The sequence below is a fragment of the Aequorivita aquimaris genome (genome assembly GCF_001573155.1).
Taxonomy (GTDB): domain Bacteria; phylum Bacteroidota; class Bacteroidia; order Flavobacteriales; family Flavobacteriaceae; genus Aequorivita; species Aequorivita aquimaris.
In genome coordinates this window covers 58189-84874 of record NZ_JRWG01000009.1, presented here as the reverse complement: position 1 = coordinate 84874, position 26686 = coordinate 58189, and the positions used below count along the sequence as shown (strand labels likewise).

Annotated in this window: 20 protein-coding genes and 1 pseudogene; 12 read left to right on the top strand and 9 right to left on the bottom strand. The window is 40.5% G+C overall.

Features of this window, described 5'->3' with window-relative positions; all coding sequences use genetic code 11:
* A pseudogene (locus LS48_RS12660) lies at positions 1 to 270 on the top strand (hypothetical protein); the annotation flags it as partial.
* A gap of 35 nt (positions 271 to 305) precedes the next feature.
* On the opposite strand, the gene LS48_RS12655 reads toward LS48_RS12660, so the two are convergent.
* Entirely contained in the window at positions 306 to 1169 is an 864-nt protein-coding gene (locus LS48_RS12655; protein ID WP_062622870.1) for a helix-turn-helix domain-containing protein, read from the bottom strand.
* A gap of 80 nt (positions 1170 to 1249) precedes the next feature.
* Positions 1250 to 1969: a putative quinol monooxygenase gene (locus LS48_RS15630; RefSeq protein ID WP_062622869.1), complete on the bottom strand. Its 720-nt coding sequence runs from the start codon at positions 1967 to 1969 to the stop codon at positions 1250 to 1252.
* A 190-nt stretch (positions 1970 to 2159) separates the two neighbouring features.
* Here LS48_RS15630 and LS48_RS12645 point away from each other — a divergent pair, with 190 nt between their 5' ends.
* Positions 2160 to 2744 carry a Crp/Fnr family transcriptional regulator gene (locus LS48_RS12645; RefSeq protein WP_062622868.1) on the top strand — a complete coding sequence of 195 codons (585 nt, stop codon included), beginning with the start codon at positions 2160 to 2162 and terminating at the stop codon, positions 2742 to 2744.
* Positions 2745 to 2799: 55 nt separating this feature from the next.
* Complete coding sequence (locus tag LS48_RS12640; protein ID WP_062622879.1) at positions 2800 to 3600, top strand: type 1 glutamine amidotransferase domain-containing protein; 801 nt, start codon at positions 2800 to 2802, stop codon at positions 3598 to 3600.
* Between the two features lie 86 nt (positions 3601 to 3686).
* Here LS48_RS12640 and LS48_RS12635 read toward each other — a convergent pair whose 3' ends face one another.
* Positions 3687 to 5255 (bottom strand): serine hydrolase, encoded by a 1569-nt coding sequence (locus LS48_RS12635; RefSeq protein WP_062622878.1) that lies wholly within the window; start codon positions 5253 to 5255, stop codon positions 3687 to 3689.
* 137 nt (positions 5256 to 5392) lie between these two features.
* Here LS48_RS12635 and LS48_RS12630 point away from each other — a divergent pair, with 137 nt between their 5' ends.
* A complete protein-coding gene (locus LS48_RS12630) occupies positions 5393 to 6526 on the top strand; it encodes a mechanosensitive ion channel family protein (RefSeq protein ID WP_062622867.1) in 1134 nt (377 codons plus the stop codon).
* Positions 6523 to 7464, top strand: coding sequence for a YeiH family protein (locus tag LS48_RS12625; protein WP_062622866.1), 942 nt, complete (start codon positions 6523 to 6525; stop codon positions 7462 to 7464). The genes LS48_RS12630 and LS48_RS12625 overlap by 4 nt, the downstream gene beginning before the upstream one ends.
* Positions 7465 to 7481: 17 nt before the next feature.
* On the opposite strand, the gene LS48_RS12620 is transcribed toward LS48_RS12625, so the two are convergent.
* On the bottom strand, positions 7482 to 8516 hold the full coding sequence (locus tag LS48_RS12620) for an SAM-dependent methyltransferase (protein ID WP_131807726.1): 1035 nt from the start codon (positions 8514 to 8516) through the stop codon (positions 7482 to 7484).
* A gap of 191 nt (positions 8517 to 8707) precedes the next feature.
* On the opposite strand from LS48_RS12620, the gene LS48_RS12615 reads away from it, so the two are divergent.
* Genes LS48_RS12615 through LS48_RS15650 form a run of 4 tightly spaced genes read left to right on the top strand, consistent with a single transcriptional unit; the run spans position 8708 to position 15991 of the window.
* The gene (locus LS48_RS12615) at positions 8708 to 9256 is read left to right on the top strand and encodes a hypothetical protein (protein WP_062622864.1); all 549 of its coding nucleotides are present in this window, start codon (positions 8708 to 8710) and stop codon (positions 9254 to 9256) included.
* A 27-nt stretch (positions 9257 to 9283) separates the two neighbouring features.
* The gene (locus LS48_RS12610) at positions 9284 to 9799 is read left to right on the top strand and encodes a phage tail protein (protein ID WP_235811035.1); all 516 of its coding nucleotides are present in this window, start codon (positions 9284 to 9286) and stop codon (positions 9797 to 9799) included.
* Positions 9800 to 9821: 22 nt separating this feature from the next.
* The gene (locus LS48_RS12605) at positions 9822 to 10337 is read left to right on the top strand and encodes a phage tail protein (protein ID WP_235811034.1); all 516 of its coding nucleotides are present in this window, start codon (positions 9822 to 9824) and stop codon (positions 10335 to 10337) included.
* Between the two features lie 59 nt (positions 10338 to 10396).
* Positions 10397 to 15991: a T9SS type A sorting domain-containing protein gene (locus LS48_RS15650; protein ID WP_062622863.1), complete on the top strand. Its 5595-nt coding sequence runs from the start codon at positions 10397 to 10399 to the stop codon at positions 15989 to 15991.
* A 164-nt stretch (positions 15992 to 16155) separates the two neighbouring features.
* Here the strand turns inward: LS48_RS15650 and LS48_RS12595 are convergent, their stop codons facing one another.
* From LS48_RS12595 to LS48_RS12575, 5 genes are all read right to left on the bottom strand, one after another.
* On the bottom strand, positions 16156 to 16689 hold the full coding sequence (locus LS48_RS12595; RefSeq protein ID WP_062622862.1) for a lipid-binding SYLF domain-containing protein: 534 nt from the start codon (positions 16687 to 16689) through the stop codon (positions 16156 to 16158).
* Between the two features lie 146 nt (positions 16690 to 16835).
* Positions 16836 to 17189, bottom strand: a complete 354-nt coding sequence (locus LS48_RS12590; RefSeq protein ID WP_062622861.1) for a DNA gyrase inhibitor YacG — start codon at positions 17187 to 17189, stop codon at positions 16836 to 16838.
* Between the two features lie 30 nt (positions 17190 to 17219).
* On the bottom strand, positions 17220 to 18143 hold the full coding sequence (locus LS48_RS12585; RefSeq protein ID WP_062622860.1) for a DUF6268 family outer membrane beta-barrel protein: 924 nt from the start codon (positions 18141 to 18143) through the stop codon (positions 17220 to 17222).
* Between the two features lie 15 nt (positions 18144 to 18158).
* Positions 18159 to 19649 (bottom strand): aminotransferase class V-fold PLP-dependent enzyme, encoded by a 1491-nt coding sequence (locus tag LS48_RS12580; protein WP_062622859.1) that lies wholly within the window; start codon positions 19647 to 19649, stop codon positions 18159 to 18161.
* 66 nt (positions 19650 to 19715) lie between these two features.
* Positions 19716 to 21791, bottom strand: a complete 2076-nt coding sequence (locus tag LS48_RS12575) for a protein-disulfide reductase DsbD family protein (protein WP_062622858.1) — start codon at positions 21789 to 21791, stop codon at positions 19716 to 19718.
* Positions 21792 to 22034: 243 nt separating this feature from the next.
* On the opposite strand from LS48_RS12575, the gene ileS reads away from it, so the two are divergent.
* The 3 genes from ileS (at position 22035) to LS48_RS12555 (ending at position 26686) form a co-directional block, all read left to right on the top strand.
* Entirely contained in the window at positions 22035 to 25439 is a 3405-nt protein-coding gene (ileS, locus tag LS48_RS12565; RefSeq protein WP_062622856.1) for an isoleucine--tRNA ligase, read from the top strand.
* 3 nt (positions 25440 to 25442) lie between these two features.
* Positions 25443 to 25826, top strand: a complete 384-nt coding sequence (locus tag LS48_RS12560; protein WP_062622855.1) for a TraR/DksA family transcriptional regulator — start codon at positions 25443 to 25445, stop codon at positions 25824 to 25826.
* 251 nt (positions 25827 to 26077) lie between these two features.
* Positions 26078 to 26686, top strand: coding sequence for a lipoprotein signal peptidase (locus LS48_RS12555; protein WP_062622854.1), 609 nt, complete (start codon positions 26078 to 26080; stop codon positions 26684 to 26686).

Here is a 26686-nt window from a genome sequence, read left to right as displayed (position 1 = left end):
TGGGGGTTCGACCATATCATGACCAAGAGGGGCCTTGAGAGTGCCTCGGCGGATTTTGGCCTGATTGCGCTGGCATACAACCTCAAACGAATGCTAAAGCTGGGGATAACGCTTGCAGGGTGGCCTGTTTTGCTGCTTTTATGGCTTCAAGGGGCGCTTTCCCTTCACAAACATGCCCTGAAAACGGTTTCTGGGGACAAAGGCCGATCTTTCAACTTTTACTCCATTTACTTGCCGAAAATGGAATTAAAAACTATTTTCAACAATTGAAGGGCGGTTTTGAGACAGACTGCCGTTGTGAGCAATTAATTTGACTCTAGTTTAGCAAAACCAACTGTCTTACGATAAATATCAGGCGATACTCCTACCTTCTTTTTAAAAAAACGACTGAAATAGAATTCATCGTCATAACCTAAAAAAGCAGCAATTTGTTTCACTGGTTTAGAAGTTAAATAAAGTTCTCGTTTCGCCTCAATAATGATCCTATTTGAAATTAAGGATGAAGTCGTTTGATTGAGATATTTCTTGACGATACCGGCTAAAGTTTTAGGACTTACACTTAGTTCATCTGCGTATTCTTGGGGAGAATGGAGTTTGCAATAATTACTCTCAATTGCATCGACTAAATTTTGTAAAATTTCTGTTTTTGAATCTGACGTTCTGGGAGTTAATTGTTGATCAAATTGTTTCTTTTGTCTGACCGCTTCTATTAAAAACACTTTTAAAAATGCCACAAGAACTTCATGCTGAGCGATTGAGTCTTTGTCCATCTCTTTCGAAATTTGATCAATCAAATTAAGAAATAGGCTTTGCTCGTTTACAGTAAAATAGGGTAAACCATGGAAATTATTAAAAAGGAATCCCTCGGTCTCTATTTCGTTTTGATGTCTATATGTACAAAAAAAATCGGGATGAAAATTCAATAAATAACCCTGACACTTTTCTTCAGAACGTATCATGAAGGGTTGATACGGAGCCAAACAAATCATTTGATTTCCTTGCAATTTAAAATTTTGAAAATCAACGCTTAGTTCATAGCTAATTCCACATAACAAAACGATAGAATAATAATTTCTTCTTTGTAAATGATCAAACTGGCTTAGATCGTTTAACTCTTCTAATCTAAACGCAAGTTCCCCGTTTTGTTTGTCTATAATTATTTTTGCCATACTAAATTTATTTTTTAGCTCATTCAAATTTAAAAAAAAGGAGTGCCAAAAGCACTCCTCTCCTTTCTTAAGTCAAATATTTATTTTGAAGCTAGAATGTTAATTTTTTGAATTGCTGAAGCATCAAAGCCTTCCAAAATTACAGGCGCATTCTCCATCAACGCTGCTGCTACTTTCCCTGATAAATGAGCATCTCTGCCAGCGTCATCTGCAAACGTATCGAAAATGGCATAGGTTTCTTCATTGATTTTAAAAGCATACCAAGATAAAGTTGCAGGCTCAGAACTTACCAATGACTTGCCCGCTTGTAAGAAATCCTCCACTGCAGATGTCTTTCCTTCTTTGGCTTTCATAATCACCAACAACCCCTTATTCTGATTACCCACTTTATGATTACTTGCTTGAACATCAACAGTCTTAATGTCTCTGCTAGCATCAAAACCTTCTAAAAGATCTCCAGCATTGGCCAATAAGGCTTTTGCCACTTCTCCTTTTAAGTGTGCCTGTCTGCCTTCTTCAGCTTCAAATGTGTCATAAATTCCGAAAGTTTGTTCATCTATTTGAAATGCAAACCAAGATACAGTTTTTGGTTCTGCATTTACCAATGATAAACCACCTAGAAGAAACTCTTTCACTTCTTGCTCCTTACCTTCTTTCGCTTTCATGATTACTAATAATCCGATGTTTTCATTTTTTGTGTTGTCCATAATATTACTTTTTTTAGATTGAGAAAATGCTTGAATTGTTATCCCTAGAATTAGAACTAGGCTACTTAATTTGATTAAACTTTTAAATTTCATTTTGACTTATTTTTGTTACACTACAAATGTAGAACTAAATAAGGGGCCTTGGAATGGAGATAAGAGACTTAAGCATGGACAATTTTCCAGTGACAATGAAGAATGTAAAAAAGCTCATAACACTGTTTATAAAATCATAGCTCCCATTCGGGCGCTACGCTTCATATACTTAACGTTGCGAGTAATTTAAATGAACATCGAAGATTCAATAATATTAGAAATTTTTAAGGGCATTTCTTTTTCAAAAAAAGAAATGAATCTTATTGAAAGTAAACTTAAAAAACTCAAGTTAAAAAAAGGGACTACAATATTAAAAGCAGGTGATAAAGTGAACAGTCAATATTATGTTTACAATGGATGTTTAAGAACTTACTTTATTGACAAATCTGGTAAAGAACATACTTTGCAATTCGCCATTAATGATTGGTGGATAAGCGATTATACGGCTTTCTTCACGGCATCCAAAGCGATTATGTATATTGAAACTATTCAGGAAGCAACTTTATATGAAATTTCCAAAAAAAGTATGGAAGATTTATTTGTAGAGATTCCACAATTAGAAACTTTTTTCAGAAAAAAAATGGAAAGAGCTTTTGCTAGCTTTCAAAACAGAATATTAGCAAATTTAGCCCAATCAGCTAAAGAAAGATACATTTCTTTTATTAGCACTTACCCAAATATTGAACAGGCTGTAAAAAATTACCATATAGCTTCTTATCTAGGAATTACTACCGAAAGCTTAAGTAGAATTAGAAAAGAAATATCTCATAATTGATTTTATTACCATACATCAATTTTCAGTACTTAATTTGACAGTAATTTTGTCTCTAATCAAAAGAATAACAACAATTATAATCGCTTTAGCTTTATTTTCCTCTTGTGGTAAAAACACAAAAGAAAATAATTCTAATGAAAAAAAATTAAGTATTAACACAAAAAAAAGCAAAACAATGAAAAAAGTATTATTTGTATTAACTAATCACGAAGATTTAGGAGATACTGGATTGAAAACTGGTTTTTGGATTGAAGAATTTGCAGCACCTTATTACTTATTAAAAGATAAAGGAATTGAAATTACTTTGGCATCTCCAAAAGGAGGACAACCTCCAATTGACCCAAAAAGTAATGAACCAGATTTCCAAACTCCAGCAACCATAAGATTTAATGATGATAAAGAAACTCAAGAGATCTTATCTAAAACAATAAAATTGGAAACTGTTAATCAAGCAGATTATGACGCAGTATTTTATCCTGGTGGACACGGTGTTGTATGGGATTTAGCTGAAGATGAAAACTCAATTGCCTTAATAGAAGATTTTTATAACAACAATAAACCTGTTGCTGCTGTTTGTCACGCTCCTGCAATTTTTAAAAACACAAAAAATACGGATGGGACATCTTTGGTTAATGGAAAAAAAGTAACTGGATTTACAAACGGAGAAGAAGAAGCTGTTCAACTAACTTCTGTTGTTCCATTTTTGGTTGAAGAAATGTTAAAGAGTAATGGTGGAATTTACACTAAAAAAGCAGACTGGAGTCCTTATGCGGTCGAAGATGGTTTGTTAATAACTGGACAAAATCCTGCATCTTCAGAACCAGTTGCCGAACTATTACTAGAAAAGTTAAAGTAAAAACTACTCACAACAAAGATCTAAGTTAAAAACCTAACCTTTTTTCTAAAATTTCGATATAAATTTCTCATCATAGGGCAGTCCCCTCACTTCACCCGCTCAAACTCCAAATCCTGGTAGTCATAACTAAAATCGGTCAAAGGTGAGATAGCGGTCATAGCAAACCCTTTGGCCCTCCCTTCGGTATCTAGTGAAAAGTTTACAAAAGCATCGGCCTTTAAAGAAGCATCGTCCCATCGTACCACATAGGTAGTGCCCTTGTAAAAGGTCATTGTACCCACCAGATCCAATGATTTTTCAGCTTTAAACCGTAGGTCTCCGTTTTGATTGCTTATGGTTACGTTTCCAAACCAAGGGTCTTGGTAGGTGCCGAGTACAGTGGTAATATCTGGTTTGGGCGCTTTGCTTTTTAATTGTTTTTGCAGGGCAGCCTCCAGTGTTTTTACAATACTGTCTTCCTCCCGTTCGCCCGCCAAGCGGCGCTCGTTGTATTGCTTAATCCTGTCTTGCCCTTTTATGTTGAAATAACCATCTTTTATTGAGTTTGTTATAGCATTGAACGCTGCGCCACTCTGTTGGTTAGTAAGTACAATGATACCAAGGTCTAGCTCTGGTATCAGGGTTACCTGGCTAACAATACCCAAGAGACCTCCTGTATGTGTAACTTGAAAATAGCCATTTACATCGCTTAAAAACCAACCCAGCCCATATGCCAAAAAGTGTGTGTTGTAAGGGCCGCTACCAGTACGCAATAGGGTTTGTGGCGTCCACATTTCACGATGCATTTTTTCACTAAAAAGGCTGTCCTTAAGTTGCGGACCATATTTTCCCTGATTTAATTGTGCTTGTACCCAAGTGCCCATATCGTTGATGGAGGCGTAAATACCGCCCGCTGGTGTAGCGAGTTGCGTAAAGGTATTGCCCGTAATTTCCAGTTTACCATTCACTGGGGCGTGACCATCAATACGATTTCCGTCCGCTGCAATGGCAGGAATGGAAAGCAGGGAACGGTCCATTCCCAAAGGTTTGAAGAAATTATCTGCAATATAATCGTCATAGCTTTTGCCGGACACCCTCGCCACGATTTCCCCCGCCACTATATACAGCAGGTTGTCATAATCAAACTTAGAGCGGAAGGACGACACAGGTTTTAGGTATCTAAGATTGTGGATCATTTCGGCTTTAGTGGTTGTATTGTTTGCCGGAAAAATCATTAAATCGCCTGCGCCCAGACCCAAACCGCTGCGGTGGGTTACCAAATCGCGTATAGTAAATTCAGCGGTTACGTATGGGTCGTAAAGTTTAAATTCCGGGATAACGTCCGTTACCTTTGTGTCCCAGGTTATTTTGCCCTGGTCTATTAACTGCGCAAGCGCGGCAGTTGTAAACGCCTTGGTGTTTGAAGCTACACCAAAAAGTGTGTTTTCGTTCACTTCGGCATTTGTTTTTATGGAACGTACACCATAGGTGTTTTTATGGTAAATCTTGCCATCTTTTAAAACCGCTACCGCCATACCGGGCACATCAAAGGTTTTCATTGTTTTTTGAACCAAACTGTCAATTTGCGAATTGGTCAATACTTGGCAATTGGCAGAAATGGTAAAGGAAAGAAACAGTACTAGCACCGCGCTTTTAGTGGAAAAAATAAACTTCATACGTAGGGAATATTGTTGAGGTTTTAAAGATATTAAAACTTTTAAAGCCTTTAATCTGAAAAAGGTAGAATACTTAAAAATCATTTTTAGCATTGACAGTTTTGCATTTAGTATTTTTGGGGAAGAAATTTTAAGGGATGAAAGAATTTTTTGAAACATATCAATCAGATATTCTCTACGCCTTGGGGGTAATAGGTGGCGTTTTGATATTGCATTTTGCAACCAATCTGCTCTATAAATGGTTGGTTAGGCAGGAACAGAAAAAATATCCTGGCGAATCGCCCAAGGCAATCGGTTGGATAAAACGAATACTCAATGCGCTCTGGCTTGTATTGGGGATTATATTGTTGAGTTTTCTTTTCGTAAACGAAGAGAAGTACGATGCCCTCCAACACAATTTTAATTTAATTCTCTATTTGGGAATCGTTTCCATACTAACCATTGTGGGCGCTGCCTCTGCCAATATGTGGTTCCGAAGCAGCATACGGAAAAAGATAGCCAATCTGGAAGACCCTACAAGTTTTAAATTTTTGAGATATGTAGCGGTAATAGGTATTTACAGTATTGGGGTGCTTTTTGCGCTTTTGGCTTTTCCGTCCTTAAAAGGGGTGGCCCAAACTGCGCTTGGCGGCGCGGGTGTTATAGCCCTTATTGCCGGTGTGGCCTCACAGGAAGCCTTGGCAAATCTTGTGGGCGGGGTTTTTATCATTTCCTTTAAGCCTTTTAGAATTGGCGATATTATAAAAGTCACCGATACCATGGTGGGGACGGTTACCGATATTACCCTTCGGCATACTGTAATCCGAAATTTTGAAAATAAGATGATCGTTATTCCCAACGCAATTATCAATAAAGAGAAATTGATAAACTATGATTTGGGAGAACTTAAAATCTGCGATCGCATAGAGATTGGCATTTCCTACGATAGCGATATCGATCTGGCAAAAAAGATTATGCAGGAAGAATGCACCAAGCACCCCCTTATTTTGGACAACCGTTCTGAACTTGATGTGCTGGATGGCCAGCCCATTGTTAGGGTGGCGCTTACTTCCTTAAACGATTCTTCAGTTACCATTCGGGCCTGGGTTTGGGCGCGGGATTATACAGATTCGTTCGATATGCGCTGTGATTTATTGGAAAGCATAAAAAAGCGTTTTGACAGCGAGGGGATAGAAATTCCTTTTCCGTACCGAACTTTGGTTTTCAAAAACACAGCAACGGAGCCACAAAACGCTGAAGAAAATTCTGAAAAAAAAGATAAAAAACCATGAAGTCTTGGGCACAGCGTAATGAGACCGTAATAAAAGTACTCTTTGTTATTTGCATGGTCCTGTGCATTTTGGGCTATGTAAGCAGCCCGGTTGCGCTTGTGGGCGGATTTCTCTTCACATATTTTTTTGGAAATCCTTTTTTAAGCCTGAACAGCAAAGCAGTGAACTGGCTACTGAAAATAGCGGTAGTGGGTTTGGGTTTTGGAATGAATTTAAAAGAAACCTTGACGGCTGGAAGGGATGGTTTTTTACTTACCGTTTTTTCAATTGTGGCAACTTTGGTCTTGGGGTATCTATTGGGAAGGTTATTAAAAATGAACCGAAAGGGCAGTCACCTCATTTCTTCGGGAACCGCTATTTGTGGGGGCAGTGCCATTGCTGCGGTTGCTCCCGTAATCAATGCCTCCCAAAAGGATATTTCCATCTCGTTGGGGGTTATTTTTTTACTGAATTCCATCGCATTGATTATTTTTCCGCCTTTGGGCCATTTGTTTGAACTGGACCAACATCAGTTTGGGCTGTGGTGCGCCATTGCCATTCACGATACCAGTTCGGTGGTGGGCGCTGCCTATACTTTTGGGGAAGATGCGCTCAAAGTAGCCACAACGGTTAAATTGGCACGGGCGCTTTGGATTATTCCGCTTTCCCTGTTTTCGGTATTTCTATTTAAGGGGAAAGGAAAAAGTGTGAAAATCCCTTACTTTATATTCCTTTTTATCTTGGCCATTATTTTAAATAGTTATCTGCCCATACCCGAAGTTTTGACCAAGGGAATTACAAATGTTTCAAAGTCATTATTGGTACTCACCCTCTTTTTGATAGGTGCCGGACTTTCACTCGAAAAAATAAAATCGGCGGGTTGGAAACCCATGATTCTTGGGTTTTCATTGTGGGTGTTTATTTCCGTAGGCGCCCTTTTGGTGATACTTGCGCTTTAATGGATTTTCTCGAAATTTTATGATCGCACCAATTGAGAGGTAAGGCCAGGCTCTGTCCCAACAATATATTGTGTTTTGGCCCCGATTACTTTTTGGTCGTGGTTGAGGTCTGCTAAAAGCATCGGTACCGTTAGGCCACTTTCGTCAATGTTTAATGAGATATCTTTAAAAATGGTTATCTCAGTTGAAACTGTAATGAAATCGTGATTGCAGAGCTGTTCTTCGGAAAAAGACACTTCTTTTTCGGGAAATTGAAAACCTTCTTTTTTGAATTCGGAATTATTTTGAAGTACTTCCTTTTTGTTGAGCGTGAATACAGCTTCGGAATTTTCATAATAGCTCTTTTCTGCTATATTGTCAATAGATAGATATTCCGCTTTTTTTTCCATATCAACAAGTGCCACATGCAGTGAAATTTCTTCAGGAATTAATATGACATCTTTCTTCATTTGGGGAAGCAGATTATAGGTAATGCCCACTTGGGGTTCGCGAAGTAGGGCGTGCTGCATACATTCTATTAAAAGGATATCTGCTTCAAATTCTGAGGGAACAATAAAATTTGCGGCATCGCAATGATAAATAGCTTTTATATACTCATAGGCATCAAAACCTTTGATAATTCTCTTTAAACTTTCAATGCTCACGGTATTTACTTCCAGTAAAATGAGTTGGAGTTCGGAAGGCTTAAAAAGTGCCAGTAAAGGCAAGACCAATGTTGCAAATGGCCCTGTGCCTGCATAGAGTATGGTAACGGGTTTTTTAGGATTTTTTCCCAGAACCTCCTGTACTGCGGAATGTATGCCTTTTATGAATTTATGCGTACGCGGAACGTCTTCTATGCACATTCCTGCCCATTTGGGACCGATGGCTTTTCCGCTAGGCAATAAAATGTTTTCGGAATTTATGGGTGCTTCTTGGTTTAGGCCGGAAACATTTTCGAGCAGTAATTTTAGCTCTTCTATGGAGCTTTTTAGACTGTCAGCATCAACCTTTTCAGAAATCAAATTTTGAGTGATTTCGGTTAATTTTATTTTGGCTTTGTTGGTAGGCATAATTTCACTTTTAGCACTGCTAATATACATTTAAAAAGGGCAATTTAATTTACGTAGTACTACGTATAGGGTTTTAAGGATTATTTTATAACTTGCTTGTCAAATGTTTAAAGTTTTCTTTTTTTAAGAAGAGTTGTGAAAAACTTTCCCGTAAAAGGATATAAATCTTAGAATAACTAACTAACCAAATTATGAAAAACACTACTTCGCGTAGACTTTTTATGCGCAATTCTGCTTTTGCCATAACAGGTCTAGCTGTATTAACTCCAACAATTACAAGTGCTTTTACTTCTGAAAGCCCATATTCAGGTTATAACCCATATGCTGAGACCAAAACAGATTTGAGAACTGGGGTTTTCAGTTCCAATTCGGTTGCAGTTAAGGGAACCCTTTATGGTAAAGATGATGCTACTCCTTTAAAAAATGCCACTGTAGAAGTATGGCATCTTTCTCCAAACTCCTCAAAATATAGGCATCGCGCAAAACTTAAAACTGATGAACAAGGTAGGTATGAGTTTATAACCGATTTTCCAAATAAAGAGGAAGGCAAAAGTGCTCGAATTTATTTTAAAGTGTCAAGTTCAGAAAGCATTTCTTTTACAGAATTGGCTTTAACTGAACAAGGTGCTCATATTACAGGCGAGCATTGGGCCAAAAACAGAAATCTTGGCGAAAAATTATTCCCAATTAAAGAAACCTTTTTAGGGGAAACAACCATACATTTTAATCTTTCAGTCTAGTCTATTTACTAATTTAAAAAATATTTTATGTCAATTTACGATCCAACTATTGCAGAAATCTCCATGTTTGGCGGAAACTTCAACCCACGATCATGGGCCAATTGTGATGGCCAATTGCTGTCTATAGCTTCAAACAGCGCTTTATTTTCAATATTAGGGACTACCTATGGAGGCGATGGCAGAACTACTTTTGGCCTTCCAGAAATGAGAGGAAGAGTGGCCGTACATACCGGTACTGGCCCTGGTCTTACTCCACGACAAATGGGGGAAAGATCGGGTACAGAAACCAATACCTTAACCGTTGCACAAATGCCATCACACGGGCATGCTATAAATGCTAAAGAAGAAGGAACCACCGATAATCCAAGCGGTGCTTTTATTGCTGGGGATGGTACAAACGCCTTTGGTGCTTCAGCAGATGTAGCAATGTCAAATACAGCAGTAGCCAATACTGGTGGAGGTCAAGCAATAAACAATATGCAACCCTATATGGTAGTCCGATATATAATTGCACTCCAAGGGGTATTTCCTTCAAGAAATTAAATAATATTTTAAATTAAGTACTATGTCAATATCAGATCCAACACTTGCAGAAATCTCCATGTTTGGAGGTAATTTTAACCCACGGTTATGGGCCAATTGTGACGGACAATTACTACCTATATCTTCAAACAGTGCTTTATTCTCAATATTAGGCACCACTTATGGGGGCGATGGCAGAACTACTTTTGGGCTTCCAGAAATGAGAGGAAGGGTGGCTGTACATACCGGTACTGGCCCTGGACTTACCACACGTCAACAAGGACAAAGATCGGGTACGGAAACCAATACCTTAACAGTTGCACAATTACCATCACATGGGCATGCAATAAATGCGAAAATGGAAGGGACTACCGATGATCCGAACGGGGCTTTTGTTGCTGGGGACGGAACAAACGCTTTTGGCGCTTCTTCAGATTTGGCAATGTCAAATACCTCAGTAGCCAATACCGGTGGAAGCCAAGCAGTAAACAATATGCAGCCTTATATGGTTGTTCGATATATAATTGCACTACAAGGAGTCTTTCCTTCAAGAAATTAAAAATAACATCCTAATTAATAAATCTCCCCAGATTTGACTTAACCAAAACTCTAAAAATTATGAAAAAAACTACCCTATTAATTTTATTTCTCTTTGCTACTTTTTTTGGCAATAGCCAAACGGCATTAACTGCGGGAGATATTGCTTTTGTTGGAAGTAATTCTGACGGTGCAACAAATGCAGATGATACTGTAGCCTTTGTTCTTCTAAAAGATATTGATGCTGCGACCACCATTATTTTTACCGATATGGGATGGAATGATGGCGCCGGATTTTTTGCCACCAATGGGGATGGTGAATTTACATGGACTTCTGGTGTGGCCAGAACAGCTGGAGAAGTTGTAACTATAGACATGGGACCCCTATTTCCAGCAGCTTATAGTAGTATTGGCGATCAGCTTTTTGCTATCCAAGGTTCAACTGCAGCACCCATATTTATTGCTGGATTACAATATAACGATGCCACTGGGGATGATGCTAACTGGGATGGTGCTGCAACTTCAAATTCTACATCGGCACTTCCAAATGCTTTGATTACGGGTAGTACTGCCGTAAGATTAGTTCCTGAATCAGATAACTGGCAATTCAGCTGTACAATTGCTGGGGGACCAGTTACTGGAACAGCCGCTCAAATACGAGCTATTGTAAACAATAGAGCAAACTGGGTAAGCGATAATACTACACCTTATAATCCAGCATTAGAAGCTGGATGTACATTTACGATTAGTACTGGGGGAGATACAACTCCACCTGTAATTACTTGCGCCCCAACACCGGCTCCAATAACAGCTGGTATTAATGGTATGGCAGCCATACCAGATTTAGTAACCGGGACTACCGCAACAGATAATGTTTCAATACCAGCAAACATAACAATTACACAAGCACCCACTGCGGGAACTATGGTTGGAGTTGGTGTATATTCAGTTGTTTTAACTGCTACAGATGAAGCTGGCAACAGTGCGACATGCACAATACCTGTAACCATAAACGAACCGCCCGCTACAACATTGAATGCGGGTGATATTGCCTTCGTAGGTTTTAACCTAGATGGAAATGATGGTTTTGCATTTATAATTTTGAAAGATATAATTGCGGGAACAAATATAAAATTCACAGATTGTGGTATTTCAAACCCAAATACAATTACGTGCGTAGGTGCAGGCGATGGCAGTGCAACTTGGTATGCCCCCTCTGCAATGAATGCGGGAGATATTGTTACTTTACCAGGAAGTTTTATGGCGGGAAGTGTTTTATCTTCTATTGGTGATCAATTATTTGCTTATCAAGGCACAGCGGCTTCACCAACTTTTATTACTGGAATTCACAGTAATGTAGATCCAGGTGTAACTACAGATGCCGATTGGGACGGAGCAAATACTTCAAACACCACAACAGCATTACCAGATCAATTGACCAATGGCGTAAATGCTATTAGGCTTTATGTTGCAGGCACTCCTGAAACAGAAGTGGACAACTGGCAGTTTGATTGTAGCGCGGTGCCTGGTGGATTTCCTATTACAGGTACGCCTAGTGAATTAGCAGCAATAATCAATGACATCCAATATTGGATTAATAATGATACTGCTGAATTTGTTCCTACTGCGCAATCCGGATGTATTTATACTATATTGCCTGATGATACGGAACCACCCGTGGCAGTATGTCAAAATATTACTGTACAACTTGATGCTTCCGGCTCAGTAACTATTGCTGCTACCGATGTGGATGGCGGCTCAACCGACAATGTTGGGATTGTTTCTTATTCAATAGACATTGATACTTTTAGTTGTGCAGAAGTTGGTCCTAACACAGTTACACTTACTGTAACCGATGCAGCGGGCAATTCTGATACTTGTACATCTACAGTAACCGTTGAAGATAACATAGCGCCTACTGCAGTTTGTCAAAATATAACCTTGCAGCTAGATGCTACCGGAAATGTAATAATTACCGCATCAGATATAGATAATGGTTCAACAGATAATTGTGGAATTACTTCATTAAGCGTTTCTCCAGCATCTTTTACTTGCGCAGATATTGGCGCCAATACGGTAACCTTGACTGTAACCGATGTAAACGGAAATAATTCAACCTGTACTGCTACTGTAACCGTGGAAGACAATGTTGCTCCTACGGCAACTTGCCAACCCTTTACGGCACAACTTGACGCAAACGGTACCGTTACAATTACGGGTGCTGATGTAGATGGAGGCTCAACAGATGCCTGCGGAATTGCTACACTTTCAGTTTCTCCAGACACATTCTCATGTGCGGAAATTGGAGATAATACGGTTACACTTACTGTTACTGATGTAAATGGAAATACTTCTACCTGTACAACTACGGTAACTGTAGAAGACAATATCGCACCAACAATTACTTGTCCTGGGGATTTTATAGTTGATAATGATCCTGGAATCTGTGGGGCTGTAGTTAACTATACAGTAACAACTGCAGATAATTGTAGCTCTGGAGGTCCAGTTTCACAAACCTTTACATATTCAGGTAGCGTCCAAAATTGGACTGTACCTGCGGGTGTTACTTCTATTATGATTGAAGCATTTGGCGCGCAAGGAGAATCTGGCGTAGGTGGAATTGTTGGCATTGGTGGCTTGGGAGCTATGGCGAGCGGAGAACTTTCGGTAACACCTGGTGAAGTGTTGTCAATATACGTAGGCGGAAGTGATGGTTTTAATGGTGGGGGTAACCCCGGTGTTAGCGGTCCTAATACATCCGGTCACGGAGGAGGAGCAAGCGATGTAAGAGTTGCCCCAGGAACTGTAAATGATAGAGTTCTCGTTGCCGCAGGCGGCGGTGGGGGTGCTGGAGGACCTCAAGGATCTTGTGCGTCCGGACCCGGAGGAAACGGTGGAAATGGTGGTGATATTAGTTTAGGAGGTTCTGGAATTACCGGAAGTGGATGCGGTCCTGGAGGAACTGGAGGCATTGGCGCAACCGATACAATGGGCGGAAACGGCGGAACTGGAAATACTAACTGTGGTGATACTGGAGGCTCAGGAATTAATGGTGTTTTAGCCATTGGCGGAAATGGCGGTGATGGAAAGATAGGATGTTCTGGTTTTACTGGTTCTGGCGGCGGTGGCGGCGGCGGTGGCTATTATGCTGGCGGCGGAGGCGGCGGCGGTGCTGGTGGTGGCGGCGGTGCTTGGTCAGGCGGTGGCGGTGCTGGTGGAACTTCTTATATAGGAGGTGTAAATAACGGAACTGCAACTGCAGGAGTGAGATCTGGCAATGGTGAAATTACAATTACTTGGAATGCGGCATTGACCCCTACCCAAACAGCTGGTCTTCCTAGCGGAAGCACTTTCCCAATTGGAACTACAACCAACACTTTTGTAGTAACCGATAGTTCAGGAAACACAGCAACTTGTAGTTTTGATGTTATCGTTAACGATACCGAAGCTCCCGAAATTACTTGTCCGGGTAATATTACCCAAGGAAATGATCCTGGGATTTGTGGAGCTGTAATAACCTATATCACTCCTGTTGGAACAGATAATTGCTCTGGGTCAACCACAATTCAGACTGCTGGACTTGCGAGTGGATCAACCTTTCCAGTTGGAACAACAACAAATACTTTTGTGGTTACCGATGCATCTGGCAATACAGCAATCTGTAGTTTTGACGTAACAATAAACGATAACGAAGCACCAGTAGCCAACTGTGCCGCACCTTTCACTATTCAATTGGATGCTAACGGAGATGCAAGCATCTCGGTAGCCGACATTGATAATGGAAGTACTGATAATTGCGCTATCGCAAGTACGTCTATAGATATTACAGATTTTACCTGTGCAGATGTAGGTCCAAACACAGTCACTCTAACGGTGACAGATGTGAACGGAAACAGTTCAACTTGTACAACTATTGTAACAGTTGAAGATAATGTTGCGCCAGTGGCCAACTGCGCTGCGCCTTTCACTATCCAATTAGATGCGGATGGGATGGCGAGTATAACCGTTGCTGATATTGATAACGGAAGTACGGATGCCTGCGGAATAGCAAGTGCCTCAATAGACATAACTGATTTTGACTGCAGTAATGTAGGCCCAAATACTGTTACACTAACAGTGACCGATGTGAACGGAAACAGTTCACAATGTACCACGATAGTAACTGTGGAGGACAGCATCCCGCCCACAATTATCTGTCCAGGTGATATTACGGTCGATACGGCTGCGGGCATATGTTCTGCAGCGGTAAGCTTTCCGATGCCTTTTACACTGGACAACTGTGGTGTGGATACGGTAGTTCAAACTATGGGCGATCCAAGTGGAAGCCAATTTCCAGTGGGCGTGAACACAATTGAGTTCACTGCAACAGATGTGAACGGAAATGTAAGTACTTGTAGTTTTACCGTTACAGTAGTTGATAATGAGGCTCCAATGGCCGTATGTCAGAACATCACCATTCAGCTCGATGCAAGCGGAAACGCTAGTATTACAGCGGCCGATGTTGATGGAGGAAGCACAGATAACTGTGGGGTGGCAGATATTTCAATTGACATTGATACATTTGACTGTTCCGATGTGGGTGACAACAATGTAGTTTTAACGGTAACAGATGTAAATGGTAATATTAGTACCTGTACGGCAATTGTAACGGTTGAGGATGTTACCGCTCCGGTAGTGGTTTGTCAAGATATCACAGTAGAATTGGATCCGGTAACAGGCACCGTAACCATCGCGGGAACGGATATAGACAACGGAAGCACAGATGCTTGTGGTATCGCCAGTTACGACCTTGATATCGATACTTTCGATTGTTCAAACATAGGAGACAACACTGTAATATTGACTGTAGCGGATGTTAATGGAAACACTGCAACTTGTACCGCAACAGTAACTGTAGAAGACAATACAAGCCCAGTTCTTGTCTGTCAAGATTTCACTTTGGAACTAGGAGCGGACGGAACCGCTACCCTTGATCCAAATGATGTGATAGCATCCAATGATGATGCATGTGGCATCTTTACCGTTGCTGTGGACATAACACAGTTTAGTTGTGCAGATATCGGCACGCCGGTGACTGTACAAGTGTTTAGCCAGGATAATAACGGAAACCTTTCTACCTGTACTGCGGTTGTAACGGTTGTTGATATCTTAGCGCCTGTTATTACTTGTCCTGCAGACCAAACAGTTGATCCTGGACCTGGAAACATTTTCTATATTTTACCAGATTATTTCGCAACAGGCGAAGCAACTGCAGTAGATAACTGTACCGATCCTATTACTTTAACAACACAGGATCCAGCTCCGGGAACACCGCTACCTGATGGTACGTATACCATCACGCTAACGGCAATGGACGAATACGGAAATATAGCTACCTGTGATTTCGAACTTACCGTAGAGAGTGTGCTCGGAATAGGCGACAACCATCAAAATCTTGGAAGCATATCGATTTATCCTAATCCTGCTAAAAATATTCTGAACATTAGTAACCCACAGAATATGGAACTGGAAAGATTGGAAATTTATGACCTAAGAGGCAGATTGGTTAAAACAGAAGACCTTCGTGGAATGGGGAATGTTAAGCCAATAGATATTCAACAACTTGCAGCTGCTTCCTATTATGTTAAGATAAAAGGCAAATATGGAGAAACAGTGAAACGTTTGTTAAAGGAATAATATTTCATAATTGTTGATTGTTAAAATGGAGTGGTCCGGAAAATTTTCCGGACCACTTTTTTTATAGCTAGGCTAGGGATGACAATAAAAAAACCGCCTTAAGTAATCAGCACTTAAGACGGTTTTATAACTCTATTTAAAGAGAAATATTATAATCTGAATTTTTAATCAAAAGCCTCAAAGTCAAATTTTTGACCACCAACTGATACTTCAGCCATTAAACCTTCCTTAGGAAGTGTAAATACGGCAACTCCATCTGTATAGGTGATATTAAAAGAAGGCGGGGCTTGATTTACTGCAATAGCAGAAACATTAGATCCAAAACTAAAATCGTCATCCATAAATTCCTGAACAGCCTTATCTGTTTTGAAAAAAATAATTTCACTGTAAGCTTTTCCTCCAATCTGCGCGCCAACGTCCAATTGCTTCAAGTTAGCCATCCCTACCAATACTCCTCGCTCATATACAGCACCATTTCCAGAGGCGGCTCCCACAATTAGGGCGCCTTTTCCAACATTTGGAAAAATAGCATATGCCTTTGCATCATCAAAATAGCCCTGCATTTTTGGATTGGCTTCTAAAAAAGCAGCTTTTGCTTTTTCGGCATCATTAATTACCTTTTTGTCGTCTGCATTTTGTGCAAATAATGTGACACTAAAAAAAAGCATCATCATCATTAAAAGATTTTTCGTTTTCATAATAAAGTAGTTTTTTTGTTTGAATTTTAAATATACTTTATAAACGAAACCACCTGGGTTAAAGGAGTGTTACATTATATATAATGATTTGCCAAATTAAAGTCCACACAGACTTATGCAGTTAATATTCTTAAAATTTGAATATTTTATTTAATGTCCTTTTTAACTAAAAGATAAAAGTCATTGTCTAACGGTAGGTATCCTTGGTCGTATAGGTAGAAATAGGTAGAACCCGTTTTTGTAGTATAAATTCCCGTGAAATAGTCAAAACTGAACCCCATCCGCAAAAGTTTGTCCTTTGTGGTTTTTGTTTTGTCCTCAGTGTTCAGTTTTTCTAAAATCCTGTAATTCTTCCGAAGACGGTTATTGATGTTTCTCACCAGGTTTTTGTTATCCTTATTGAGAGAATTGTTATGTGTGTTGCGGCAAGCATCGCTACAAAATTTTTTGTCGGCGCGCCCAATTATTTTATCTCCACATTCCGGACAGGTTCTTTCCATAACCTAAAGATAAAATTTTTATTTTGAAATTTAATTTGAAACAGGCTCTTCCACTTCAGATTTTTTCTGGATATGAAATCTATAAATGGCTTCCAATTTAAAAAAAACTCCGCCATTTAGTGAAGGATTTAACTGTGTGCGGTCATCACCAAAACTGAAAGCGGAAACGCCCAGATCCATCTTTTCCCCTTCGGCATACATTTCATAATTGTTACTGGAATAGCCCAGCTTTGCACGCAGCAAAACACTTTCTTCCAAAGCATTGAACTGAAGATAGCCCGCAAATTCCAAAGAGCTGAGGTCAGCGTAAAGCGTGGGAAGATTTTCATAATGCACCTTATAGCTGCGTCCAATCCCGAAGTAATCCATCCCAACGGTAGTGGTGCCAAACTTATAACTTACATCTGCCGAAATGGGCAGGCTCATATCCATTTCAAACCGCTTGTTCGGGCTCAAATAATACCAGCCCAAAATGGGTGTGGTAAAAAGGCCGAAAGCTTCCTGTGAAGCATACACGCCAAAGCGATATTTCAAATTTTCATTCCGTTTTAATTTCAGCAGTGCGAATCCACCAAAATAAAAATCATCGCCTGAAATATTTTTGTAATCGGAAGCAATCTTCGGAAGCAGAACGATGGTCGTGCTCCATTTTTCAGACCAAGTGGAAGCTAGCCCAAGCTTTAAGTTTGTGCTGTACAAACTTGTGTATTCTGCTTCGGGGAAAAGCTGAAGATTATTTCTGCTGAAATCGGCTCCGGTTATCAAGGCATGATTTTCATTGAGAACAACGGGGAATGTAAACCCAGCTTCAAAAAATTTCACAAAAGTACTGCTGTCAGTTCCCTCAAAATTATTGTTGAAGGTTTGTCCGTAGCCTATTCGCAAAAGGTCTACATATTCCTGTGCCGAAACGGAAAGGGAAAAAAGAAAGGTGAGAAATAGAAGTTTTTTCAAATGTTTAAATAGCTATTAAAAAGTAAACCATGCTTCCACGGTATTGTCGGCTTTCTCATTTTGATGAAAAAATTCGTTGCTTTTGGAATTGTATTTATAGTCATGGCTCCATTCCGAAAAATTTTCGGCCAGTTGTTTTATGGAATCACAAACATATTCCGCTTCCGCATCGGTAGTTGTCGGGTGAAAGGACATACGTATCCAGCCCGGTTTGTGGGTTAGGTCGCCCCCATCAATCTCACAGGTAATATTATTTGAGGTTTCCTGGTCTACGTGTAGCAAATAGTGGCCATACGTACCCGCGCAGGAGCAGCCGCCGCGGGTTTGTATCCCAAAACGGTCATTGAGCAATTTTACACCCAGATTGAAGTGAAGGTCGTCAATATAAAAGCTAATAACGGCAAGCCTGTCATGTGTTTGCGGCGCCAAAATTTTAAGGTTGGGGATGTTGCCAAGTTTTTCAAAAACGATATCCAAAAGCTCGTGTTCACGTTGCAAAATATTTTCGACTCCCATTTTTTCTTTCAGCTTTATAGAAAGCGCTGTACGAATGGTTTGCAGAAAACCAGGGGTTCCACCGTCCTCACGGGTTTCAATATCGTCAATGTATTTGTGGTTTCCCCACGGGTTTGTCCACGAAACGGTGCCGCCTCCGGGATTGTCGGGAATAGTATTTTTATAAAGATTGTTGTTGAAAATAAGCACTCCGCTGGAGCCCGGACCGCCCAAAAATTTATGGGGCGAAAAGAAAATGGCGTCCAAATGCGCTCCTTCTTCCTCTGGATGCATATTGATTGAGATATACGGTGCCGAACACGCAAAATCTACAAAGCAAAGTCCGCCGTTTTGGTGCATCAGTTTTGCAATTTTGTGGTAGGGGGTTTGTATTCCCGTTACGTTTGAACAGCCCGTTACAGCAGCAATTTTTATGGGATGGTCTTTATATTTTTCAACCGTTTCCGCAAAGGTTTCCATACAGACCAAAACATCGTCATTTGGGGGAATTACCACAACAGTACCAATTGTTTCCAACCAGGAAGTCTGGTTGCTGTGATGCTCCATGTGGGTTACGAAAATTACAGGCCTAATTTCATCCGGAATGTTGGTATGGGGTTTAATATTCTCCGGAATTTTAAGACCCAAAATGCGCTGAAACTTATTGATGGCGCCCGTCATTCCACTTTCGCAGGTAATGAGCACATCGCTATCATTGGCGTTAACGTGTTTTTTAATAATTTTTCGTGCTTCGTGATAGGCTTTGGTCATTGCCGTTCCCGTTACCGAAGTTTCCGTGTGCGTATTTGCAACGAAAGGGCCAAAATCCTTAAGCATTTTTTCTTCTATTGGAGCGTACAAGCGTCCGCTTGCCGTCCAGTCGGTATAAATAATTTTTTTTCTTCCGAAAGGGGAATCAAATTCTTGGTCAATGCCCACGATGTTCTTTCGGAAAGGCTCAAAATACTTTTCCAATGCTGTAGTCTTCAATTTTTCTTCCGAAGAAATCATTATTCCGAGTTTTAAAAATCACTTAAAATTAAGCAATATTGCTTAAAATAAGCTAGTTATGGCGTTCTATTTCTTAAAAGCGGCAACTCCTTTTTGTAACCAATCGTAATATTCCTCAACGTCGGGGGTGTAACCCACGGGATCGATAAGGTTTTCTTCGTTGTGACCCATCAAAACGTAGAAGGGTTGCGCGTTCGCTTTGTATTTCAAAATCTGGAATTCACTCCATTTCTGACCAATATAGCGCAATTTCTTCCCAGATATTTTTGAAATCACTTCTTCGCCATCCGGAAGCGGACGTTTATCGTCAACATAAAGCGAAATTAAGACTATGTCTTCCTTAAGAAGATTTAATATTTTTGGTTCGCTCCAAACGCGTTCTTCCATTTTTCGGCAGTTTACGCAGGCGTGACCGGTAAAATCTATTAAAACAGGTTTTCCTATTTTTTTTGCATACGCTAAACCAACTTCATAATCATGGAATGAAATAATATCGTGTGGGCCTAAATATGCTCCTTCCGGAAACTCTTCGGTTGTGGAAGAACCTCCGCCACTGCCTAACTTTGTGTAGCCCACCCCATATGGAGATTCGCTATAATTCATTGCTGGCGGGAAACCGCTAATTAGTTTCAACGGTGCACCCCAAAGACCTGGAATCATATAAACCGTAAATGCCAAAACTAGAAGTCCCAAGCTCAATCTTCCCACTGAAATATGTGTTAAGGGGGAGTCGTGGGGCAATTTTATTTTTCCGAAGAGATACAACGCCAAAGCACCGAATACTGCAATCCAAATAGCTAAGAAAACTTCTCTTTCAAGCCAATGAAGTTGAAGCACAAGATCTGCATTTGATAAAAACTTAAAAGCCAGCGCCAACTCCAAAAAGCCCAGAAAAACTTTTACGGTGTTTAGCCATCCGCCAGACTTTGGAAGTGAATTCATCCACCCAGGGAAAGCCGCAAAAAGTGCGAAGGGCAATGCCAGAGCCAATGAAAAACCAAACATTCCCACAAAAGGTGCTATCCCTCCTTTAGAGGCGGCTTCTACCAATAAATAACCAATAATGGGTCCCGTGCAGGAAAAGGAAACAATGGCCAGAGCAAGCGCCATAAAAAATATACCAATCATCCCGCCTCTATCGGCCTGTTTGTCGGCCTTGGTAGCCCAAGAGCTGGGAAGGGTAATTTCATAGGCTCCCAAAAATGAGAAGGCGAAGAAAATGATAAGCAAGAAAAAGATGATGTTGAACCAGACATTTGTGGAGAGCGCATTGAGAGCATCAGCACCAAAAATTGCGGTTACAATAGCCCCCAAAACCACGTAAATTACGATTATGGCAATGCCGTAAATAATAGCATTTTTAATACCCGCTGCCTTAGATTTGCTTTGTTTTGTAAAAAAGCTCACGGTCATTGGGATCATGGGGAAAACACAGGGGGTTAATAGGGCAGTAAAACCGAATAAGAATGCAACAATAAAAATAGTCCAAAGTCCTTTTTTATCTTGTTTTTTATTTTGTTCAAGAGCTGCAAGTGACTCGTCTGAAGTTGATTTAACAGTGTCATTTACTACTTCATTAGTTTCTAATAAGGTGTCAGCCACGACGGTGTTTTCCACAATTTCAGTGGTTTCTTCTGATACTTTGGTGTTATCAGTGTTTTCAGTGGTAACAACTGCTTCAGTTTTTTGGGGCGCAGGTATCTCAAAAACTAAATCAGCATAGGCAGGAGGTAAGCAGCGTGTATCATCGCAAACCATGAATTCTACCTCGCCTTTGACGGTAGTGCCTTTATTTCCGGTTAATTGTATTCGTTTTGTAAATGTTGCAGTGTTTGCAAAAAATGTAATTACCATGTCAAAGACAGGGTCGTGTTCGGTAACTCCTTTGCTTTCCTTTATTTTTCCTACAGCTTTATATGCGGCATTTTTCTCAAAAGTAAAAAGTGTTGGCAATGGCCCATCTGGTGGAACTTCCTGAGAGTAAAGATGCCATTTGTCTTCAATCGTAGCTTTTGCAATAAGATCGTATTCGGTCTCCGATATTTTCTTTACACTAGTGGACCATTTTACGGGGTCAAGTATTTGTGATTGAACTGAAGCTAGTGAAATTGCAAGAAGCAGGAAAAGATATATTTTCTTCATTAGTTAACTGTATTATAGAGAAAGCTTTAAAAAGACTTCAAATTTGGGGGAAAAAATGGAGTATTCAAAATTATGAACCTCTTTTGGGAAAAAACCCTTCAAAAAAGTTGAAAAAGCTGCTGGATTTTTCATTTAAGCGTATTATTATTTCATACAATATCGGTTCTTTTCTCTTTCGCAAAACCATGATGCATTTCTTCAAAATTGTTTACTTTTGCAAACTTTATTGCAACACCCATATTTATGAGCAAAAAATTTAAAGAATACAAAGGGTTGGACCTCCCTAAACTGGCGGAAGAAGTACTCAATTTTTGGAAAGAAGAAAACATCTTTGAGCAGAGTATTTCCATTCGCGAAGGAGCGGAGCCATTTGTGTTTTTTGAAGGGCCACCATCTGCCAACGGTCTTCCCGGGATACATCACGTTATGGCGCGCGCCATAAAAGATATTTTCTGCCGTTACAAAACCCAAAAAGGCTTTAAAGTTGACCGGAAGGCAGGCTGGGACACGCACGGCTTGCCCATAGAATTGGGCGTTGAAAAAGAACTCGGCATCACCAAGGAAGACATCGGGACAAAGATTTCGGTGGAAGAATACAACGCAGCCTGCAAAAAAGCGGTAATGCGCTACACAGACGTTTGGAACAACCTTACCGAGCGCGCCGGGTATTGGGTTGATATGGAAGACCCCTACGTTACCTACGAGCCAAAATATATGGAAACCGTTTGGTGGCTTTTGAAAGAAATCTACAACAAAGACTTAATTTACAAAGGCTACACCATTCAACCCTACTCCCCAAAAGCGGGAACGGGCTTGAGCTCGCACGAACTCAACCAGCCGGGAACCTATCAAGATATTACCGATACTACGGTGGTGGCACAATTTAAGGCAATGGCCGAAACCTTGCCCGATTTCCTTGGCGAAGAATCAAACAACATTTGGTTCCTCGCTTGGACCACTACGCCGTGGACGCTTCCCAGCAATACCGCATTGACCGTGGGCCCCAAGATTGATTATGTTTTGGTGAAAACTTTTAACCAATATACTTTCCAGCCCATAAATGTAATTCTCGCAAAAAATTTGGTTGCAAACCAGTTCGCGAAGAATTATGAGGAAAAACCAAACGAGGAAATCCTCGAATCATACAAACAGGGCGATAAGGTAATCCCCTATTTTATTGCGAAAGAATTTAAAGGTGCCGATTTAGTCGGAATTCGATACGAACAGCTTTTGGATTATGCAAAGCCGCACGACAATCCTGAAAACGCTTTCAGAGTAATTGCGGGCGATTTCGTTACTACGGAAGACGGAACGGGAATCGTACACACCGCGCCCACTTTTGGTGCCGATGATGCCAAGGTTGCCAAGGAAGCAACTCCAGAAATTCCGCCAATGTTGGTAAAAGACGAAAATGGAAATCTGGTTCCACTTGTGGATTTGCAAGGAAAATTCCGTCCGGAGATGAAGGAGCTTGCAGGTAAATATGTAAAGAACGAGTATTACGATGATGCCGAAGTGCCCGAAAAATCGGTAGATGTTGAAATCGCAATAAAATTGAAGACCGAAAACAAGGCCTTCAAAGTTGAAAAATATTTGCACAGCTATCCAAACTGCTGGCGTACCGATAAGCCTATTCTATATTATCCGCTGGATTCGTGGTTTATAAAAGTGACCGAATTCCGCGATAGAATGTTCGAATTGAACAAAGAAATAAACTGGAAACCAAAAGCTACTGGCGAAGGCCGTTTTGGCAACTGGCTTGCAAACGCAAACGATTGGAACCTTTCCCGCTCCCGCTATTGGGGAATTCCGTTGCCCATTTGGAGAACGGAGGATGGCAAGGAAGAAATAATCATAGGTTCGGTGGAAGAATTAATGACGGAAATGGACAAATCCGTAGGCGCGGGATTGATGCCGAAAAACATTTTCGAAAATTTCAAACCCGGCGATTTTTCCGAAGAAAACTATGCAAAGGTTGACCTACATAAAAATATTGTTGACGAAATAATCCTGGTTTCCCCAAGCGGAAAACCCATGAAGCGCGAAGCCGATTTGATAGATGTATGGTTCGACAGCGGAAGCATGCCCTATGCACAATGGCACTATCCTTTCGAAAATAAGGAAAAGGTAGAGAATACGTGGAGAAAGGCAGATTTTATTGCGGAAGGCGTGGACCAAACCCGTGGCTGGTTTTACACCCTGCATGCAATCGCCACCATGATTTTTGACGATGTTGCCTATAAAAACGTAGTTTCAAACGGACTTGTTTTGGACAAAAACGGCCAGAAAATGAGCAAGCGTCTCGGCAATGCCGTGGATCCTTTTGAAACTTTGGACGTTTTCGGTCCCGATGCCACGCGCTGGTATATGATCAGCAACGCAAATCCTTGGGACAACTTAAAGTTTGACCAGGACGGCATTTCGGAAGTGCGCAATAAATTCTTCGGAACACTTTACAATACGTACAGTTTCTTCAGTCTTTACGCCAATCTCGATAATTTTGAGTATATTGAAAAAGATCTTCCGCTGGAAAAACGCCCGGAGATTGACCGCTGGATATTATCAGAATTGCACACGCTCATCCAAAAAGTGGACGAGTATTACGCAGATTACGAGCCAACCAAGGCTACACGTGCCATTTCAGAATTTGTACAGGAAAACTTGAGCAACTGGTTTGTGCGATTAAGCCGAAGAAGATATTGGAAAGGCAGCTATAATGACGATAAAATTTCGGCCTACCAAACCCTTTACACCTGTTTGGAAACCGTTGCAAAATTGGGCGCTCCCGTAGCTCCCTTCTTTATGGATAGACTCTATAAGGATTTGACGGCCGGCACTTCAAAAGAAGGTATGGAATCGGTACATTTAACCGACTTCCCAAAAGCGGACGCATCGTTCATCGATAAAAAGTTGGAGCACAAGATGCAGAAGGCGCAGACAATATCGTCGCTGGTGCTTTCGTTACGACAGAAAGAGAAAATAAAAGTACGCCAACCGCTCCAAAAAATAATGATTCCGGTTTTGGAAGATTCTGAAAAGGAAGAAATTTTAGCGGTTTCAGAATTGATTAAAAGCGAAGTAAACGTAAAGGAAATAGAACTGATAGACGAAGGCTCGGGCATGCTGGTAAAACAGATAAAGCCAGATTTTAAGGCGCTGGGCCCACGTTTTGGAAAAGATATGAAAGCCGTGGCGGCTGCCATTTCAGCCTTTGACCAACAGCAAATTGCAACTTTGGAAAAAGACGGGCAAATATCAGTTTTTATTAACGAAAAAAGTACTATTTTGGCGCTCGCTGACGTAATCATCAGTTCGCAGGATATTGAGGGCTGGTTGGTTGCAAACGCAAACGGAGTTACTGTGGCACTGGATGTTACCATAACCCCCGAGTTGCGGAATGAAGGAATAGCCAGGGAATTGGTAAACAGAATTCAAAACCTTAGAAAAGACAGTGGTTTTGAAGTGACCGACAGAATTGAGGTCGCCCTTGAGGAGAACGAAAAACTAACGGATGCGGTAACCCAAAACCTGAAGTATATAAATGAAGAGACATTAACCGAGGTTTTGCAGTTTCAGCCTAAAATTGAAGAGGGAACGGAAATTGCATTTGACGATATTGAAACACGTATAAGCATTAAAAAACATTAGATTATGACAGAGACAGAAAGAACCAGATATTCAGATGCCGAACTGGAAGAATTTAGAGCACTTTTGAACGACAAAATTAAAAAGGCAACCGAACAGTTGGAACTGATACAAAGTTCCTATAAAAACGACAGCAACAATGGCACCGACGATACTTCGCCTACCTTTAAGGCTTTTGACGAAGGCAGCGAGGTGATGAGCAAAGAAGCAAATTCGCAGTTGGCCATTCGTCAGGAAAAGTTTATCCGCGACCTAAAAAACGCATTGGTGCGTATTGAAAACAAAACTTATGGGGTTTGTCGCGTAACGGGAAAACTTATCAATAAAGAACGTTTAAAACTTGTGCCGCACGCTACTTTGAGCATAGAGGCAAAAAATATGCAGAAATAATTTATAATTTTCCTAAAGGGAAATTTTGATCACAGCCCCATCCTTGGATTGGGGCTTTTTTTATTCCACAAAGAGACTTTCCAACGAGAAGATATGCTTTAGAGGGAGAAAAATGTAATGATGTTATTATACTGCTGCAAACCAAATAATATTGCTATTTTTGCAGCGTTTTCAGAAGCCTTTTTATTAAATTAATTAAAGGGATTCCCGCCGAAATTTATATTGGATACAGTCGAAACACGGGAAATTTTATGAGCCTAAAAAAAGCCACTATTATAATTGTACTGATTCTATTGATAGATCAGATTTCTAAGTTTTATATCAAAACGCACTTTGCTTTAGGCGAAGAAATACGCGTGTTTGATTGGTTCCGGATTTTGTTTGTTGAGAATGAAGGCATGGCCTGGGGCGCAAAAATTCCGGGTGAATACGGTAAACTTTTCTTGACCCTTTTCAGGATTGTTGCCATTGCTGGAATAGGTTATTGGCTGTGGGATTCCGTGAGAAAGAACATGCCCAAAATCCTCATTTTTTGCGTTGCATTGATTTTTGCGGGTGCTTTGGGCAATATTATCGATTCTGTTTTTTACGGTATTATTTTCAATGATAGCCATCACCAAGTAGCTACTTTATTTCCAGAAGACGGCGGCTACGGAACTTTATTCCACGGCAAAGTGGTTGACATGCTTTATTTTCCACTATATGGCGGCACTTTGCCAGAGTGGGTTCCCTTTTGGGGCGGGGAGTATTTTACGTTTTTTGACCCTGTTTTTAACGTTGCAGATTCTTCAATAAGCATAGGAGTGATTTTGCTGCTTATTTTCAACAAAAAAGCATTTCCGAAAAAAGAAACTGAATAG

What these genes read in the sequence shown, in the direction of transcription:
- LS48_RS12655 (WP_062622870.1), bottom strand. Translation starts at nt 1,169, where the DNA reads ATGGCAAAAATAATTATAGACAAACAAAACGGGGAACTTGCGTTTAGA.
- LS48_RS15630 (WP_062622869.1), bottom strand. Translation starts at nt 1,969, where the DNA reads ATGAAATTTAAAAGTTTAATCAAATTAAGTAGCCTAGTTCTAATTCTA.
- LS48_RS12645 (WP_062622868.1), top strand. Translation starts at nt 2,160, where the DNA reads ATGAACATCGAAGATTCAATAATATTAGAAATTTTTAAGGGCATTTCT.
- LS48_RS12635 (WP_062622878.1), bottom strand. Translation starts at nt 5,255, where the DNA reads ATGAAGTTTATTTTTTCCACTAAAAGCGCGGTGCTAGTACTGTTTCTT.
- LS48_RS12630 (WP_062622867.1), top strand. Translation starts at nt 5,393, where the DNA reads ATGAAAGAATTTTTTGAAACATATCAATCAGATATTCTCTACGCCTTG.
- LS48_RS12625 (WP_062622866.1), top strand. Translation starts at nt 6,523, where the DNA reads ATGAAGTCTTGGGCACAGCGTAATGAGACCGTAATAAAAGTACTCTTT.
- LS48_RS12620 (WP_131807726.1), bottom strand. Translation starts at nt 8,516, where the DNA reads ATGCCTACCAACAAAGCCAAAATAAAATTAACCGAAATCACTCAAAAT.
- LS48_RS12615 (WP_062622864.1), top strand. Translation starts at nt 8,708, where the DNA reads ATGAAAAACACTACTTCGCGTAGACTTTTTATGCGCAATTCTGCTTTT.
- LS48_RS12610 (WP_235811035.1), top strand. Translation starts at nt 9,284, where the DNA reads ATGTCAATTTACGATCCAACTATTGCAGAAATCTCCATGTTTGGCGGA.
- LS48_RS12605 (WP_235811034.1), top strand. Translation starts at nt 9,822, where the DNA reads ATGTCAATATCAGATCCAACACTTGCAGAAATCTCCATGTTTGGAGGT.
- LS48_RS15650 (WP_062622863.1), top strand. Translation starts at nt 10,397, where the DNA reads ATGAAAAAAACTACCCTATTAATTTTATTTCTCTTTGCTACTTTTTTT.
- LS48_RS12595 (WP_062622862.1), bottom strand. Translation starts at nt 16,689, where the DNA reads ATGAAAACGAAAAATCTTTTAATGATGATGATGCTTTTTTTTAGTGTC.
- LS48_RS12590 (WP_062622861.1), bottom strand. Translation starts at nt 17,189, where the DNA reads ATGGAAAGAACCTGTCCGGAATGTGGAGATAAAATAATTGGGCGCGCC.
- LS48_RS12580 (WP_062622859.1), bottom strand. Translation starts at nt 19,649, where the DNA reads ATGATTTCTTCGGAAGAAAAATTGAAGACTACAGCATTGGAAAAGTAT.
- LS48_RS12575 (WP_062622858.1), bottom strand. Translation starts at nt 21,791, where the DNA reads ATGAAGAAAATATATCTTTTCCTGCTTCTTGCAATTTCACTAGCTTCA.
- ileS (WP_062622856.1), top strand. Translation starts at nt 22,035, where the DNA reads ATGAGCAAAAAATTTAAAGAATACAAAGGGTTGGACCTCCCTAAACTG.
- LS48_RS12560 (WP_062622855.1), top strand. Translation starts at nt 25,443, where the DNA reads ATGACAGAGACAGAAAGAACCAGATATTCAGATGCCGAACTGGAAGAA.
- LS48_RS12555 (WP_062622854.1), top strand. Translation starts at nt 26,078, where the DNA reads ATGAGCCTAAAAAAAGCCACTATTATAATTGTACTGATTCTATTGATA.